The 16,122-nt window shown below is 63.5% G+C and carries 13 protein-coding genes; 7 read left to right on the top strand and 6 right to left on the bottom strand.

Annotation, left to right across the window (positions count from 1 at the left end; all coding sequences use genetic code 11):
* Positions 1-3: 3 nt before the first annotated feature.
* The 4 genes from acnD to BM019_RS09900 form a co-directional block, all read right to left on the bottom strand.
* Positions 4-2,598 carry a Fe/S-dependent 2-methylisocitrate dehydratase AcnD gene (gene acnD / locus BM019_RS09915; RefSeq protein ID WP_092418150.1) on the bottom strand — a complete coding sequence of 865 codons (2,595 nt, stop codon included), beginning with the start codon at positions 2,596-2,598 and terminating at the stop codon, positions 4-6.
* Between the two features lie 187 nt (positions 2,599-2,785).
* Positions 2,786-3,913 (bottom strand): bifunctional 2-methylcitrate synthase/citrate synthase, encoded by a 1,128-nt coding sequence (gene prpC, locus BM019_RS09910; protein ID WP_092418149.1) that lies wholly within the window; start codon positions 3,911-3,913, stop codon positions 2,786-2,788.
* A 165-nt stretch (positions 3,914-4,078) separates the two neighbouring features.
* Positions 4,079-4,975: a methylisocitrate lyase gene (prpB, locus tag BM019_RS09905; RefSeq protein WP_009042912.1), complete on the bottom strand. Its 897-nt coding sequence runs from the start codon at positions 4,973-4,975 to the stop codon at positions 4,079-4,081.
* A gap of 11 nt (positions 4,976-4,986) precedes the next feature.
* The gene (locus tag BM019_RS09900) at positions 4,987-5,682 is read right to left on the bottom strand and encodes a GntR family transcriptional regulator (protein WP_092418148.1); all 696 of its coding nucleotides are present in this window, start codon (positions 5,680-5,682) and stop codon (positions 4,987-4,989) included.
* A gap of 269 nt (positions 5,683-5,951) precedes the next feature.
* Here BM019_RS09900 and BM019_RS09895 point away from each other — a divergent pair, with 269 nt between their 5' ends.
* The 4 genes from BM019_RS09895 to pabB all read left to right on the top strand — a co-directional run bounded on the left by BM019_RS09895 (position 5,952) and on the right by pabB (position 10,605).
* Positions 5,952-6,494: a retropepsin-like aspartic peptidase RloA gene (locus BM019_RS09895; protein ID WP_007930640.1), complete on the top strand. Its 543-nt coding sequence runs from the start codon at positions 5,952-5,954 to the stop codon at positions 6,492-6,494.
* A 5-nt stretch (positions 6,495-6,499) separates the two neighbouring features.
* Positions 6,500-8,032 (top strand): osmotic stress tolerance membrane protein RloB, encoded by a 1,533-nt coding sequence (locus BM019_RS09890; protein WP_009042909.1) that lies wholly within the window; start codon positions 6,500-6,502, stop codon positions 8,030-8,032.
* A complete protein-coding gene (locus BM019_RS09885; protein WP_062823143.1) occupies positions 8,032-9,018 on the top strand; it encodes an alpha-L-glutamate ligase-like protein in 987 nt (328 codons plus the stop codon). Before BM019_RS09890 ends, BM019_RS09885 begins: the two co-directional genes overlap by 1 nt.
* A 243-nt stretch (positions 9,019-9,261) precedes the next feature.
* Positions 9,262-10,605: an aminodeoxychorismate synthase component I gene (pabB, locus tag BM019_RS09880; RefSeq protein ID WP_092418147.1), complete on the top strand. Its 1,344-nt coding sequence runs from the start codon at positions 9,262-9,264 to the stop codon at positions 10,603-10,605.
* A 101-nt stretch (positions 10,606-10,706) separates the two neighbouring features.
* Here pabB and thrH read toward each other — a convergent pair whose 3' ends face one another.
* A complete protein-coding gene (gene thrH, locus BM019_RS09875) occupies positions 10,707-11,324 on the bottom strand; it encodes a bifunctional phosphoserine phosphatase/homoserine phosphotransferase ThrH (protein WP_092418146.1) in 618 nt (205 codons plus the stop codon).
* A gap of 169 nt (positions 11,325-11,493) precedes the next feature.
* On the opposite strand from thrH, the gene BM019_RS09870 reads away from it, so the two are divergent.
* The 3 genes from BM019_RS09870 (at position 11,494) to BM019_RS09860 (ending at position 15,105) form a co-directional block, all read left to right on the top strand.
* The gene (locus BM019_RS09870) at positions 11,494-12,228 is read left to right on the top strand and encodes a phosphoadenylyl-sulfate reductase (protein ID WP_007930635.1); all 735 of its coding nucleotides are present in this window, start codon (positions 11,494-11,496) and stop codon (positions 12,226-12,228) included.
* A 545-nt stretch (positions 12,229-12,773) separates the two neighbouring features.
* Complete coding sequence (locus tag BM019_RS09865; protein WP_009042905.1) at positions 12,774-14,321, top strand: NCS1 family nucleobase:cation symporter-1; 1,548 nt, start codon at positions 12,774-12,776, stop codon at positions 14,319-14,321.
* Positions 14,322-14,376: 55 nt separating this feature from the next.
* Positions 14,377-15,105 carry an aspartate/glutamate racemase family protein gene (locus BM019_RS09860; RefSeq protein WP_009042904.1) on the top strand — a complete coding sequence of 243 codons (729 nt, stop codon included), beginning with the start codon at positions 14,377-14,379 and terminating at the stop codon, positions 15,103-15,105.
* Between the two features lie 57 nt (positions 15,106-15,162).
* On the opposite strand, the gene BM019_RS09855 is transcribed toward BM019_RS09860, so the two are convergent.
* Complete coding sequence (locus BM019_RS09855; protein WP_092418145.1) at positions 15,163-16,086, bottom strand: LysR family transcriptional regulator; 924 nt, start codon at positions 16,084-16,086, stop codon at positions 15,163-15,165.
* Positions 16,087-16,122: the final 36 nt, after the last annotated feature.

The raw sequence follows: 16,122 nt of genomic DNA, 5'->3' as shown, positions 1-16,122 counted from the left end.
CACTTAACTGGCCACAGCCGATTCGAGGAAGTCCTGGGCAAAGCGCTGCAACACGCCACCCGCTTCGTAGATCGACACCTCTTCGGCGGTGTCGAGCCGGCAGGTCACCGGCACCTCGACCCGTTCGCCGTTCTTGCGCTGGATCACCAGGGTCAGCGTGGCGCGCGGCTTGCGCTCGCCCACCACATCGAAGGTTTCGGTGCCGTCGATGCCCAGGGTCTTGCGGTCGGTGCCCGGCTTGAACTCCAGCGGCAGCACGCCCATGCCCACCAGGTTGGTGCGGTGGATGCGCTCGAAGCCTTCGGCGGCGATGGCTTCCACCCCGGCCAGGCGCACGCCCTTGGCCGCCCAGTCACGGGACGAACCCTGGCCGTAGTCGGCGCCGGCGATGATGATCAGCGGCTGCTTGCGCTGCATATAGGTCTCGATGGCTTCCCACATCCGGGTGACCTGGCCTTCCGGCTCGATCCGCGCCAGCGAACCCTGCTTGACCTTGCCGCCTTCCTGGACCATTTCGTTGAACAGTTTCGGGTTGGCGAAGGTCGCGCGTTGCGCGGTCAGGTGGTCGCCCCGGTGGGTCGCGTAAGAGTTGAAGTCCTCTTCCGGCAGGCCCATTTTCGCCAGGTACTCGCCGGCCGCGCTGTCGAGCATGATGGCGTTGGACGGCGACAGGTGATCGGTGGTGATGTTGTCCGGCAGCACCGCCAGCGGGCGCATCCCGGTCAGGCTGCGCGCCCCGGCCAGGGCGCCTTCCCAGTACGGCGGACGGCGGATGTAGGTGCTCATCTCCCGCCAGTCGTACAACGGCTCGACCTTGGGCCCGGTGTCTTCGTGAATGGCGAACATCGGGATGTACACCTTGCGGAACTGCTCGGGTTTCACCGAAGCCTTGACCACCGCATCGATCTCTTCGTCGCTCGGCCAGATGTCCTTGAGGCGGATTTCCTTGCCGTTGGCGTCCAGGCCCAGCACGTCCTTCTCGATGTCGAAACGGATGGTCCCGGCAATCGCATAGGCCACCACCAGCGGCGGCGATGCGAGGAACGCCTGCTTGGCATAGGGATGGATACGCCCGTCGAAGTTGCGGTTGCCCGACAGCACCGCGGTGGCATACAGGTCGCGGTCGATGATCTCTTTCTGGATCACCGGGTCCAGCGCGCCGGACATGCCGTTGCAGGTGGTGCAGGCGAAGGCCACGACGCCAAAGCCCAATTGCTCCAGCTCGTGGGTCAGGCCGGCTTCGTCCAGGTACATGGCCACTGTCTTGGAACCCGGCGCCAGCGACGACTTGACCCAGGGTTTGCGGGTCAGGCCGAGCTTGTTGGCGTTGCGCGCCAGCAGGCCGGCGGCGATCACGTTGCGCGGGTTGCTGGTATTGGTGCAGCTGGTGATGGCCGCGATGATCACCGCGCCATCGGGCATTTGCCCCGGCACTTCTTCCCACTGGCCGGCGATGCCCTTGGCCGCCAGGTCGCTGGTCGCCACCCGGGCGTGGGGGTTGCTCGGGCCCGCCATGTTGCGCACCACCGAGGACAGGTCGAACTGCAAGCCGCGCTCGTACTGGGCATTTTTCAGGCTGTCGGCCCACAGGCCGGCCTGCTTGGCATAGGTCTCGACCAGCTGCACTTGCTCGTCTTCACGACCGGTGAGCTTGAGGTAGTCGATGGTCTGCTGGTCGATGTAGAACATCGCCGCGGTGGCGCCGTATTCCGGGGCCATGTTGGAGATGGTCGCGCGGTCGCCCAGGGTCAGCGCCGCGGCGCCCTCACCGAAGAACTCCAGGTAGGCACCCACCACCTTCTGCTTGCGCAGGAATTCGGTCAGCGCCAGCACCATATCGGTGGCGGTGATGCCCGGTTGCAGCTTGCCGGTCAGCTCGACGCCGACGATTTCCGGCAGGCGCATCCAGGACGCCCGGCCGAGCATCACGCTTTCGGCTTCCAGGCCGCCAACGCCGATGGCGATCACGCCCAGGGCATCCACGTGCGGGGTGTGGCTGTCGGTGCCGACGCAGGTATCGGGGAAGGCCACGCCATCGCGCGCCTGGATCACCGGGGACATTTTCTCCAGGTTGATCTGGTGCATGATGCCGTTGCCCGGCGGGATCACGTCGACGTTCTTGAAGGCCTTCTTGGTCCAGTTGATGAAGTGGAAACGGTCTTCGTTGCGCCGATCTTCCACCGCACGGTTCTTGGCGAACGCATCCGGGTCGAAGCCGCCGCACTCCACCGCCAGCGAGTGGTCGACGATCAACTGGGTCGGCACCACCGGGTTGACCTGGGCCGGGTCGCCGCCCTGGTCGGCGATGGCGTCACGCAGGCCGGCCAGGTCCACCAGGGCGGTCTGGCCAAGAATGTCGTGGCACACCACGCGGGCCGGAAACCACGGGAAGTCGAGGTCGCGCTTGCGCTCGATCAGTTGCTTCAGGGAAGCGCTCAGGGTCGCCGGATCGCAGCGCCGCACCAGGTTTTCCGCGAGCACGCGCGAGGTGTACGGCAGGCTGTCGTAGGCGCCCGCCTGGATGGCCTCGACAGCCGCGCGGGTGTCGAAGTAGTCCAGTCGGGTACCGGGTAACGGTTTACGAAATTCAGTGTTCATCGTCAGGACTCGGTCACGGTGATTGCAAAAGGTGGGCTGGCACCGGCACTGAACCGCCCTCTGTAGGAGTGAAGCTTGCTCGCGAAGACGGAATGACATTCAACATCTATGTCGACCGTTACACCGCTATCGCGAGCAAGCTCGCTCCTACAGGGCTTTGGGTTCAGCCGGTGACGGCAGCCACCATTCAGCGACGTTCGATTGGCACGAACTTGCGCTGTTCAACGCCGACGTACTCGGCGCTTGGACGGATGATGCGGTTGTTGGCGCGCTGTTCGAACACGTGGGCGGCCCAGCCGGTCAGGCGCGAGCAGACGAAGATCGGGGTGAACAGCTTGGTCGGGATGCCCATGAAGTGGTACGCCGAGGCATGGTAGAAATCGGCGTTGGGGAACAGCTTCTTCTGCTCCCACATGGTCTTGTCGATGGCTTCGGAAACCGGGAACAACACCTTGTCGCCCACCTCGACGGCGAGCTTTTTCGACCAGCCCTTGATCACCTCGTTGCGTGGGTCGTTGTCTTTGTAGATCGCGTGGCCGAAGCCCATGATCTTGTCCTTGCGCTCGAGCATGCCCAGGGTGCCCTTGATCGCCTCTTCCGGCGAAGCAAAGCGCTCGATCATCTCCATCGCCGCCTCGTTGGCGCCGCCGTGCAGCGGGCCGCGCAGCGAACCGATGGCCGCGGTGACACAGGAGTACAAGTCCGACAGGGTCGAGGCACAGACCCGGGCGGTGAAGGTCGAGGCGTTGAACTCGTGCTCGGCATAGAGGATCAGCGACACGTTCATCACCTTGGTATGCAGCTCGCTCGGCGTCTTGCCGTGCAGCAGGTGCAGGAAGTGGCTGCCGATGCACGGCTCGTCGGTCACGCAATCGATGCGTTTGCCGTCGTGGCTGAAGCGGTACCAGTAACACATGATCGCCGGGAACGCGGCCAGCAGGCGGTCGGTGACGTCATGTTGCCGGGAGAAGTCCTGTTCCGGCTCGATATTGCCGAGGAACGAGCAACCGGTGCGCATCACATCCATCGGATGGGCGTCGGCCGGAATGCGTTCCAGCACTTCTTTCAGTGCCTGCGGCAGGTCGCGCAGCTTGCTCAGCTTCTGGGTGTAGGCGTCCAGTTGCGCCTGGGTCGGCAGCTCGCCGTACAGCAGCAGGTAGGCCACTTCCTCGAACTGCGCGTCGGCCGCCAGTTCGCGTACGTCGTAACCCCGGTAGGTCAGCCCGGCACCGGCCTGGCCCACGGTCGACAAGGCAGTCTGTCCGGCCACCTGGCCACGCAGGCCAGCGCCACTCAATACTTTTGCTTCGGCCATTGCTCTCTCCAATCTTGAATTTGTTAGGGAATCGGCAACTTCATGGGTCGGGACTCACCCCGACACTGTAGGAGCGAGCTTGCTCGCGATAGCGCTATAACGGTCGACATCGATGTCGAGGGGCAATCCGTCATCGCGAGCAAGCTCGCTCCTACAAAGGTTGGTTCAACCCTTCTTCTGGGCGAACAGCGCATCGAGCTTCTGCTCGAAGGTGTGGTAGTCGATGCGGTCGTACAGCTCCATGCGGGTCTGCATGGTGTCGATCACGTTCTGCTGGGTACCGTCGCGACGGATCGCGGTGTAGACGTTTTCCGCCGCCTTGTTCATGGCGCGGAATGCCGACAGTGGGTACAGCACCAGGGAAACATCCACGGACTTCAGTTGCTCGGTGGTGTACAGCGGCGTGGCGCCGAACTCGGTGATGTTGGCCAGGATCGGCGCTTTCACCCGGCTGGCGAAAATCTTGTACATCTCCAGCTCAGTGATGGCTTCCGGGAACACCATGTCGGCGCCGGCCTCGATGCAGGCGGCGGCGCGGTCCAGGGCCGACTCCAGCCCCTCCACCGCCAGGGCGTCGGTGCGGGCCATGATCACGAAGCTGTCGTCGGTGCGGGCATCCACCGCGGCCTTGATGCGGTCGACCATTTCCTGCTGGGAGACGATCTCCTTGTTCGGACGGTGGCCGCAGCGCTTGGCGCCGACCTGGTCCTCGATATGAATCGCCGCCGCGCCGAACTTGATCATCGACTTGACGGTGCGCGCCACGTTGAACGCCGACGAACCGAAACCGGTGTCCACGTCCACCAGCAGCGGCAGGTCGCAGACGTCGGTGATGCGGCGCACGTCGGTCAATACGTCGTCCAGCCCGGTGATGCCCAGGTCCGGCACGCCGAGGGAGCCGGCCGCCACCCCGCCGCCGGACAGGTAGATCGCCTTGAACCCGGCGCGCTTGGCCAGCAGCGCATGGTTGGCATTGATGGCGCCGACCACCTGCAACGGTCGTTCGCTGGCGACCGCATCGCGAAAGCGCTGGCCTGGAGTGCTCTTGTTGTTGGAACTCATGACTCACCTCTCTAGGGCGCGCACTCTGGAAAGTGACGGGCAATGTTGCGTTTGGAAGCGCCGATGTGACGGCGCATCAACAACTCGGCCAGTTCGCCGTCGCGATCGGCAATGGCATCGAGAATCCGGTGGTGCTCGGCGAACGCCTGGCGCGGGCGATTGGGCGTGGCGGAAAACTGGATGCGGTACATGCGCACCAGTTGGTACAGCTCGCCGCAGAGCATCTGCGTGAGGGTGCGGTTGCCCGCGCCCTGGATGATCCGGTAATGGAAGTCGAAATCGCCTTCCTGCTGGTAGTAGCCGACCCCGGCCTGGAACGCCGCGTCGCGCTCATGGGTATCGAGGACCCGGCGCAGCTCGTCGATTTCCTCGTTGGTCATGCGCTCGGCGGCCAGGCGGCAGGCCATGCCTTCCAGGGATTCACGGATTTCATAGAGTTCGATCAGCTCGGCATGGCTCAGGGACACCACCCGCGCCCCGACATGGGGCACCCGCACCAGCAGGCGCTGGCCTTCCAGGCGGTGGATCGCCTCGCGCAGCGGGCCACGGCTGATGCCGTAGGTGCGCGCCAGTTCCGGCTCGGAAATCTTGCTGCCCGGGGCGATCTCGCCCTTGACGATGGCCGCCTGAATGCGCCTGAAGACGTTTTCGGACAAGGTTTCCGAATCGTCCTGCGTCACGGCGGGGGGATCGAGCTGATCCAGCATATTGTCGACACCTTGAAAATCAATGCGACAAAAACTAGCCAATACAACCGATGCAGTCAAAGGAAAAATAGATATTGTCGACAATCGTCTAATAACCCTTTGCACCAAACCGGCACAAAAGCCCCCGCCCCGCCGCTGGCGCCATAAAACCAGCATGCTAGAATGCCGCCCGCATTTGCCTGTCACATTAATAAGGCAGCACACGAGGGAGCTTGCGCAGCAATGCCAGTCGCCTTGAACTGAAGAACCCATGCAACGCACCAGGATCTATGAGACTCAAGGCCTTCTCCATACTGTTCTGCCTGCTCGGCCTGCCGGGCCTGAGTGCCGCCGCCGGCAAGACCGTTTACGGTCTGAATGAATACGCCAGACTGTCCGGGATCGACCTGGAAGTCGCCGCCAAGCTCGACACCGGCGCCAAGACCGCCTCCCTCAGCGCCCGTGATATCAAGCGCTTCAAGCGCAATGGCGAGTCCTGGGTACGCTTTTACCTGGCCATCGACGCCGCCCATTCCCACCCCATCGAACGTCCGCTGGCCCGCGTCAGCAAGATCAAGCGCCGCGCCGGCGACTACGACCCCGATGAGGAAAACAACAAGAAGTACACCGCGCGCCCGGTCATCGAACTGGATATCTGCATGGGCGGAGCCCTGCGCAGCATAGAAGTGAACTTGACCGACCGCAGTGCATTCCAATACCCGCTCTTGATCGGTTCCGAAGCGCTCAAGCGCTTCGATGCACTGGTCGACCCCAGTCTTAAATACGCTGCTGGCAAACCTGCCTGCGCCACCGACGCTCATACCGCAGAGTAATTCCAATGCGCTCTCTTACCCTCCATCTGAAAATCCTGATCGCCATCCTGGTGGTGCTGGGCATTTCGATCACGGCCTATCAGATTTTCGTGCTCGGCATCCCGGTGACCGAAGACGCCACCGACGACCTGTGGAACATCGACGCCAAGGTGGAGTTCGTCGCCAACGCCAAGGACCCGATCAAGATCCAGATGTTCGTGCCGCCCCTGAGCCGCGACTACGTCAGCCTGAACGAGAGCTTCATCTCCAATAACTACGGGGTGGCGGTGAACCGCGTCGACGGCAACCGCAAGGTCACCTGGTCGGCCCGCCGCGCCAAGGGCAACCAGACCCTCTACTACCGCCTGGTGCTGACCAAGCGCTACACCGCGGAAAAAGCCAAGATCAAGGGCCCGACCTTCCGCGACAGCATCGCCGTCGAAGGCCCGGAAAAGATCGCCGCCGAAGCCCTGCTCGCGCCGATCCGCCAGCACTCGGCCGACGTCGAGACCTTCATCAGCGAAGCCATCAAGCGGGTCAACAACACCAACGACGACAACGCCAAGATGCTCCTGGCGGGCGATCCGTCGCCGGCGCACAAGGCCAAGATCGTCGACCTGCTGCTGTCCATCGCCCACGTGCCGATGGAAAAGGTCCACACCATCCGCCTGGTGGCCGACCAGCCGCAGGCCCCGGAACTGTGGCTGCGCAGCTTCAACGGTACCGACTGGCTGTACTTCAACCCGGAAACCGGCGAACAGGGCCTGCCCAGCGACCGCCTGCTGTGGTGGATCGGTGACGACAACCTGATCACCGTCGATGGCGGCAAGAAAGCCACCGTCACCTTCAGCCTGAACAACAGCGAAATGAACGCCATTCGCCTGGCCAAGCTGACCGACGAGAACACCGACGCCAACTTCCTCGAATACTCGCTGTACGGCCTGCCGCTGCAGACCCAGCAGACCTTCATGATCATGGTGATGATCCCGATCGGCGTGCTGGTGATCCTGGTGCTGCGTAACCTGATCGGCCTGCAGACCCTGGGTACCTTCACCCCGGTGCTGATCGCCCTGGCCTTCCGCGAAACCCAGCTGGGCTTCGGTATCGTGCTGTTCACGGTGATCACCGCGCTCGGGCTGTCGCTCAGGTCCTACCTGGAACACCTGAAGCTGCAGATGCTGCCGAGGCTGTCGGTGGTGCTGACCTTCGTCGTGGTGCTGATCGCCGCCATCAGCCTGTTCAGCCACAAGCTCGGCCTGGAACGCGGCCTGTCCGTGGCCCTGTTCCCGATGGTGATCCTGACCATGACCATCGAACGCCTGTCGATCACCTGGGAAGAACGAGGCGCCGGCCATGCGATGAAAGTCGCCATCGGCACGCTGTTCGCCGCCTCCCTGGCGCACCTGATCATGAGCGTGCCGGAGCTGGTCTACTTCGTCTTCACCTTCCCGGCGATGCTGCTGATTCTGGTGGGCTTCATGCTGGCGATGGGTCGCTACCGCGGCTACCGCCTGACCGAGCTGATCCGTTTCAAAGCCTTCGTCAAGGCTGATTCGTAATGTTCGGCCTGTGGAAGACCTGGAAGGCCCTGGAAGCCCGGGGCATCATGGGGATCAATCGGCGTAACGCGGACTACGTGCTCAAGTACAACAAGCGCAGCCTGTACCCGATCGTCGACGACAAGATCATCACCAAGGAACGCGCGATCGAGGCCGGCATCCATGTGCCGGAACTGTACGGCGTGATCTCCACCGAGAAGGAAATCGACAAGCTCGACGAGATCATCGGCGGGCGTAACGACTTCGTGATCAAGCCGGCGCAAGGCGCCGGCGGCGACGGCATCCTGGTGATCGCCGACCGTTTCGAAGGGCGCTACCGCACGGTATCGGGCAAGATCATCAGCCATGAGGAAATCGAGCACCAGATTTCCAGCATCCTCACCGGCCTCTATTCCCTGGGCGGCCACCGTGACCGGGCGCTGATCGAATACCGGGTGACCCCGGACCAGATCTTCAAGAGCATCAGCTACGAAGGCGTGCCGGACATCCGCATCATCGTGCTCATGGGCTACCCGGTGATGGCCATGCTGCGCCTGCCGACCCGCCAGTCCGGCGGCAAGGCCAACCTGCACCAGGGCGCCATCGGCGTCGGCGTCGACCTGGCCACCGGCCTGACCCTGCGCGGCACCTGGCTGAACAACATCATCACCAAGCACCCGGACACCACCAACGCGGTGGACGGCGTGCAACTGCCCTACTGGGACGGCTTCATGAAGCTGGCGGCCGGCTGTTACGAGCTGTGCGGCCTGGGCTACATCGGGGTCGACATGGTGCTGGACCAGGAAAAGGGCCCGCTGATCCTCGAGCTCAACGCCCGCCCCGGCCTGAACATCCAGATCGCCAACGACTGCGGCCTGACCCAGCGCACCCACGCGGTCGAAGCGCACCTGGAAGAACTGAAAGCCCGCGGCATCAGCGAAACCGTTGAGCAGCGCGTGCAGTTTGCCCAGGACCTGTTCGGCCATATCCCGGCGGTGGAAGGCTGAACCACAGCAACGGAAAACCCTGTAGCCGCTGCCGTAGGCTGCGCCCGACCGCGAAGCGGGCGCCGCTTTCGACATCGCCGAGGACCTTCGGTCCTTTCGCAGCCTTCGGCAGCGGCTACAGGGTATGCGGCGAGGCGGGCAATGCGTCGTAAACCGGGCAATCCCCGCCATCCCCACTAGGAGCAAATCCCTGAGGGGACTACAATCGCCAGCCGCGCTCCTCCGATGGCTGATCCGCCCCGCATGTCGACCTGTTCCGTACACCCGCTGCCCTATCGCACCAACCCCGCCGAGTATTTCGCGGCGATCCGCCATGCCCCTGGCGCCGTCCTGCTCGACAGCGGCCGGCCCAGTGCCGAGCGCGGCCGCTACGACCTGCTCAGCGCCTGGCCACGGGCCCAGTTGGCCGTCCTCAAGGACGAAAGCGGCGAAGATTTCCTGCAACGCCTGCGGCTCAACCTGGACCAATTGGGCCAGGCGGCGATCCCGGCGCCTTACCAGTTGCCTTTCGCCGGCGGGCTGATCGGCTACCTGAGCTACGACTTCGGACGCCATCTGGAACGCCTGCCCAGCCAGGCCCTGGATGACCTGCAACTGCCCGATGCGCGCTTCGGCCTCTACGACTGGGCGCTGATCAGCGACCATCAGCAGCGCACCAGCCAACTGGTGTTCCACCCGGCCGTCGTCGCCGCCGAACGCCAGCGCCTGATCGATCTGTTCGGCCAGGCGCCGGCCGGCGCCCACGACAGCTTCAAGCTCAGCGGGCCGATGCTGCCTGACCTCAGCGCCGCTCAGTACCAACAGGCGTTCGAGCGCATCCAGGCATACATCCAGGCCGGCGACTGCTATCAGGTCAACTTCGCCCAGCGCTTTCGCGCGCCCTGCGCTGGCGATCCGTGGGTTGCCTACTGCGCGCTGCGCGCGGCCTGCCCGACGCCTTTTTCCGGGTTCCAGAGCCTGTCGGAAGGTGGCGCGGTGCTGAGCCTGTCGCCGGAGCGCTTCGTGCGGATCAGTGAGCGCCAGGTGGAAACCCGGCCGATCAAGGGCACCCGCCCACGCAGCCAGGATGCTGCCGAAGACGCGGCGAACGCCGCCGAGCTGCTGGCCAGCCCCAAGGACCGCGCGGAAAACCTGATGATCGTCGACCTGCTGCGCAACGACCTGGGCCGCACCTGCCGCATCGGCTCGGTGCGGGTACCGGAGCTGTTCAGCCTGGAAAGCTACCCGAACGTGCATCACCTGGTGAGCAGCGTCACCGGCGAGCTGGCGGACGACAAGGACGCCCTGGACCTGATCGCCGGCAGCTTCCCCGGCGGCTCGATCACCGGCGCACCGAAGATCCGCGCGATGCAGATCATCGACGAGCTGGAACCGACCCGGCGCGGGCTGTATTGCGGTTCGTTGCTGTACCTGGACGTGCGTGGCGAGATGGACAGCTCGATCGCCATCCGCAGCCTGCTGGTCAAGGATGGGCAAATCTGCTGCTGGGGCGGTGGCGGGATTGTCGCGGACTCGGACTGGCAGGCCGAGTATCAGGAGTCCATCACCAAGGTGAAGGTCCTGCTGGAGACCTTGCAGAGCCTCTGATCATGCCCCTGTAGCCGCTGCCGCAGGCCCTTCAGCGTTGGGGAAGACGCCGCGGCCGTACCGACCGATCGCAGCCTTCGGCAGCGGCTACAGGTACAGCGTTACAAGCTCAATTCGCGATTCGAGGCCTTGAGGAATTCCTGCTTCAGCTCGGCAAAGCTGTGCACCGCCGGGAACTGCGGAAACTCGCGGATCACGTTGTCCGGGGCATGGAACAGAATGCCGGCATCGGCCTCGCCGAGCATGCTGGTGTCATTGTACGAGTCCCCCGCCGCAATCACCCGGTAATACAGGCTCTTGAAGGCCAGCACCGACTGGCGCTTGGGGTCTTTCTGGCGCAGCTGGTAACCGGTCACCCGGCCGCTGTCGTCGGTGACCAGGCGGTGGCACAGCAGCGTGGGAAAGCCCAGCTGGCGCATCAGCGGCTGGGAAAACTCATAGAAGGTGTCGGACAGAATTACCACCTGGAAACGCTCGCGCAGCCAGTCGACGAACTCGATGGCGCCGTCCAGCGGCCTGAGGGTGGCGATCACTTCCTGAATGTCCGAGAGCTTCAGGCCGTGCTCGTCGAGAATCTGCAGGCGCTGCTTCATCAGCACGTCGTAATCGGGAATATCCCGGGTGGTCGCCTTGAGGGATTCAATCCCGGTTTTTTCGGCAAAGGCGATCCAGATTTCCGGAACCAGTACACCTTCCAGGTCGAGACAGGCAATTTCCACAGGACACTCCCATTTGTATTGGTTATTCGAGCGAGCAAAAGGACTGCCGAACTCTAGCGATTCACCCTGGCCCACGCAACGCGAGGAACGCGCCAGCCGGGGGCGGATTTTGTTACCATCGCCAGTATCTAGAGCGCTCAGCGCCACCGACCTGTAGGAAACCGCCCTGATGAGCCCATCGTTCAATGTCGCTGAACTCGCCGCGACTTATGCCCAAAAATCCGCCCAGGACATTCTCAAGCTGGCATTCGCCGAGTTCGGCGATGACCTGTGGATCTCTTTCAGTGGTGCCGAGGATGTGGTGCTGGTGGACATGGCCTGGAAGCTGAACAAGAACGTCAAGGTGTTCAGCCTCGACACCGGGCGCCTGCACCCGGAAACCTACCGCTTCATCGAGCAGGTACGCGAGCACTACAAGATCGACATCGAAGTGGTTTCGCCGGACCACGCCAAGCTCGAACCCTTCGTCAAGGAAAAAGGCCTGTTCAGCTTCTATAAGGATGGCCACGGTGAGTGCTGCGGTATCCGCAAGATCGAGCCGCTGCGCCGCAAGCTGTCCACCGTCAGCGCCTGGGCCACCGGCCAGCGCCGCGACCAGAGCCCGGGTACCCGCAGCCAGGTGGCGGTACTGGAGATCGACAGTGCCTTCTCCACCCCGGAGCGCACCCTGTACAAGTTCAATCCGCTGGCGCAGATGACCAGCGAAGAGATCTGGGGTTACATCCGCATGCTCGAGCTGCCGTACAACAGCCTGCACGAGCGTGGTTTCATCAGCATCGGTTGCGAGCCTTGCACCCGCCCGGTGTTGCCGAACCAGCACGAGCGCGAAGGCCGCTGGTGGTGGGAAGAAGCCACGCAGAAGGAATGTGGCCTGCACGCCGGCAATATCATCAGCAAGGGCTAAGCCCCCAATTCCTCTTTCTTCTGTAGGAGCGAAGCTGGCTCGCGAGACGGTGTATCTGACACACCGCTTCGCGAGCCAGCTTCGCTCCTACAGAAGCCCCTCCTCCCGGCAAAAATCTTGTACACATAAGTGTCACCTCAGGTGCCATTTTTGTGTGCACTTTATGCCTCTACGCCCCAAAAAGTTACACCCTCCTCCCTAGGCCATTCTCCACCGCGCTCACACCCTACCCCCTCGAAAAATAAATACCTGTTCGAACGGTCAATTTATAACTTTGCAATTTCAGTCATTTAGAAATTATTAAGAACAAACCGAAATTATCGGTCGCTTGCTTAGATTGGGATCTGGCACGGAAGTGGCTTAAGTCGCCTAGCATCTTGTATACAACTTAAATAAAAAATACATACACTTTATATCCGCAAGCCGGGTTCCCGAATCCGCCTGCAGATGCCCAGAACCCAGTGATTCCCGGACCCGCGCCGAAGACTGCCGAGCCTTGTGCTCAAGCACAGTCAGCGCGGATCCGCGATCAGGAGCCTGCCGGAATGCGTACAAGTCCTTCCAATAACATCGCACTGGATTTGCCCTCTTCCCATACCCACGCCAACCTCGACCCCAGCATCGCCCGCGGCACCGCTTCGCCGGTCGACCTCAGCCCGCGCCTGCACAACCGCGACCTGGCGCCGACCAAGGTCGAAGGCCGGCGCTGGGGTGGCTACAGCATCTTTGCGCTGTGGACCAATGACGTGCACAACATCGCCAATTACTCCTTCGCCATCGGCCTGTACGCCCTGGGCCTGGGCGGCTGGCAGATCCTCCTGTCCCTGGGGATCGGCGCGGCGCTGGTGTACTTCTTCATGAACCTGTCCGGCTACATGGGCCAGAAGACCGGCGTGCCCTTTCCGGTGATCAGCCGTATCAGCTTCGGCATCCATGGCGCGCAGATTCCGGCGCTGATCCGCGCGGTGATCGCCATCGCCTGGTTCGGTATCCAGACCTACCTGGCCTCGGTGGTGTTCCGGGTATTGCTCACGGCCATCCACCCCGGCTTCGCCGACTACGACCACAACTCGATCCTCGGCCTGTCGAGCCTGGGCTGGGTGTGTTTCGTGGCGATCTGGCTGGTGCAGCTGGCGATCCTCGCCTACGGCATGGAAATGGTCCGGCGCTATGAGGCCTTTGCCGGCCCGGTGATCCTGGTGACCGTTGCCGCCCTCGCCGCCTGGATGTACACCCAGGCCAACGCCAGCATCGCCTGGTCGATCCGCGAGCCGTTGAGCGGTGGCGAAATGTGGCGCCAGATCTTCGCCGGCGGCGCGCTGTGGCTGGCGATCTACGGCACGCTGATCCTCAATTTCTGCGACTTCGCCCGCTCTTCGCCCTGCCGCCGGACCATCAAGGTCGGCAACTTCTGGGGCCTGCCGGTGAACATCCTGGTGTTCGCGGCCATCACCGTGTTGCTCTGCGGCGCGCAGTTTCAGATCAACGGCAAGATCATCGAAAGCCCGACCGAAATCATCGCCTCGATCCCCAACACCTTCTTTCTGGTACTCGGTTGCCTGGCATTCCTGATCGTCACCGTGGCGGTGAACATCATGGCCAACTTCGTCGCCCCGGCCTTCGTGCTCAGCAACCTGGCGCCGAAATACCTGACCTTCCGTCGCGCCGGGCTGATCAGCGCGACCCTCGCGGTGCTGATCCTGCCGTGGAACCTCTACAACAGCCCGCTGGTGATCGTGTACTTCCTGTCCGGGCTCGGTGCTCTTCTAGGCCCGCTGTACGGGGTGATCATGGTTGACTACTGGCTGCTGCGCAAAGGCCGGATCAACGTGCCCGAGCTGTACAGCGAGCACCCGCAAGGCGCGTATTTCTACAGCCGCGGGGTCAACCTGCGGGCGGTGGCGGCATTCGTTCCCTCGGCGCTGATCGCCATCGTCCTGGCCCTGGTGCCGGGGTTTGCCAGCGTCTCGCCCTTCTCCTGGCTGATCGGCGCCGGCATTGCCGGCCTGCTGTACCTGATCGTCGCCAAACGCCAGCCCTACTATGCGGATGTCAGCGGCGAATCCATCGCCGTCGATAACGTCAGCCACTAACCTTGAACGGCCCGCCTGCAGCGGGCCCCGAATGCCTCAACGATAAGGACAGCCCATGCGAATTCTCGTGGTCAACGTCAACACCACCGACTCCATCACCCAGGCCATCGCCCGCCAGGCCCAGGCCGTGGCCGCGCCCGGCACCGAAATCATCGGCCTGACCCCACACTTCGGCGCCGACTCCATCGAAGGCAACTTCGAAAGCTACCTGGCCGCCATCGCCGTCATGGACCGCGTGCTGTCCTACGACCAGCCCTACGACGCGGTGATCCAGGCCGGTTATGGCGAGCACGGCCGCGAAGGCCTGCAGGAGCTGCTCAACGTGCCGGTGGTGGACATCACCGACGCCGGCGCCAGCACCGCGATGTTCCTCGGCCACGCCTATTCGGTGGTGACGACCCTGGATCGCACCGTGCCGCTGATCGAGGACCGCCTGAAACTCTCCGGCCTGTACGACCGTTGTGCCTCGGTACGGGCCAGCGGCCTGGCAGTGCTGGAGCTGGAAGAGGACCCGGCGCGTGCCCTGGAAGCCATCGTGCGCCAGGCCGAACTGGCGGTCAGCGAAGACAAGGCCGAGGTGATCTGCCTGGGCTGTGGCGGCATGGCCGGCCTGGACGAGCAGATCCGCCAGCGCACCGGCGTACCGGTGGTGGACGGCGTGACTGCGGCGGTGACCATCGCCGAATCCCTGGTGCGCCTGGGGCTGTCCACCTCCAAGGTACGCACCTACGCCACGCCACGGCCGAAGACCATCATCGGCTGGCCAGGGCGCTTCGGGCGCTGAGCCATCGCCTGTCGCGAGCAAGCCCGCTCCTGCCAGGAAGCGGGTTTGCGCGCCTCTTCAAACCGCGCTGAAGCGTTGCTCCAGGCCCTGCTCGGCGAACTGCTCGATCACGAAGTCGACGAAGGCCCGGGTCTTGCCCGGCAACAGTTTGTGCTCGGCGTAATAGATCGAGATGTTGCCGTCGTCGACGTACCAGTCCGGCAATACCCGCACCAGGGTGCCGGCGTTCAAGTAACCGACGGCGAACGGCATGCTCACCAGGGCCACCCCCAGGCCCTGGGCGGCAGCGGCGCAGGCCGCTTCCGAATCACTCATGGTCATCCGCGCCTTCAGGCTCAACGGGCTTTGCTGCCGGGTGCGGCTGGTCAGGGCCCAGGAGCGCACCCGCCCGGTCTGTGGCGAGCGGATCAGGATGCCTTCGCAATATTGCAAATCCTCGGGCTGCTCGACCGCCGCGCAGCGCGCCAGATAGTCCGGCGAGGCCACCAGGATGCGGTGGGCCGGGGTCAGCCGTCGCGCCACCACCCCTTGGGGCAGCTCAAAGCCGCCGCCGATCGCCGCGTCGAAACCCTGGCCGATCAGGTCCACCTGGCGATTATCGAAATGCCAGTCCGGGCTGATCTCTGGGAAACGCCGCAGGAATTCGCCGAGCATGGGCACGATGTACAGCCGTCCGAACACCGTGCCCATGCTGACTTTCAGGGTGCCCGCCGGGCGCCCTTCGGCGCTGGCCAGGTTGGCCACGGCGTTCTGGATGGTGTACAGGCTGGCGCTGACCTCGCCAAGAAACAGTTTGCCGGCCTCGGTCAGGGTCAGGCTGCGGGTGCTGCGCTGAAACAGCCGGACCCCGAGCCGAGCCTCGAGCTTGGCCACGCTTTTACCCACCGCGGCGGGGGTCAGGCTCAAGCGTCGCGCGGCTTCGGCAAAGCTGCCGACTTCGGCGCTGCGCACAAAGCATTCGATGCTGCTGAAGGTTTCCATGGCGCCTCACTATAAACTTCTGGTTCATACAGACTA

Source organism: Pseudomonas sp. NFPP07, assembly GCF_900115645.1.
Classification (GTDB): domain Bacteria; phylum Pseudomonadota; class Gammaproteobacteria; order Pseudomonadales; family Pseudomonadaceae; genus Aquipseudomonas; species Aquipseudomonas chlororaphis.
This window is presented reverse-complemented; position numbering and strand designations above follow the sequence as displayed.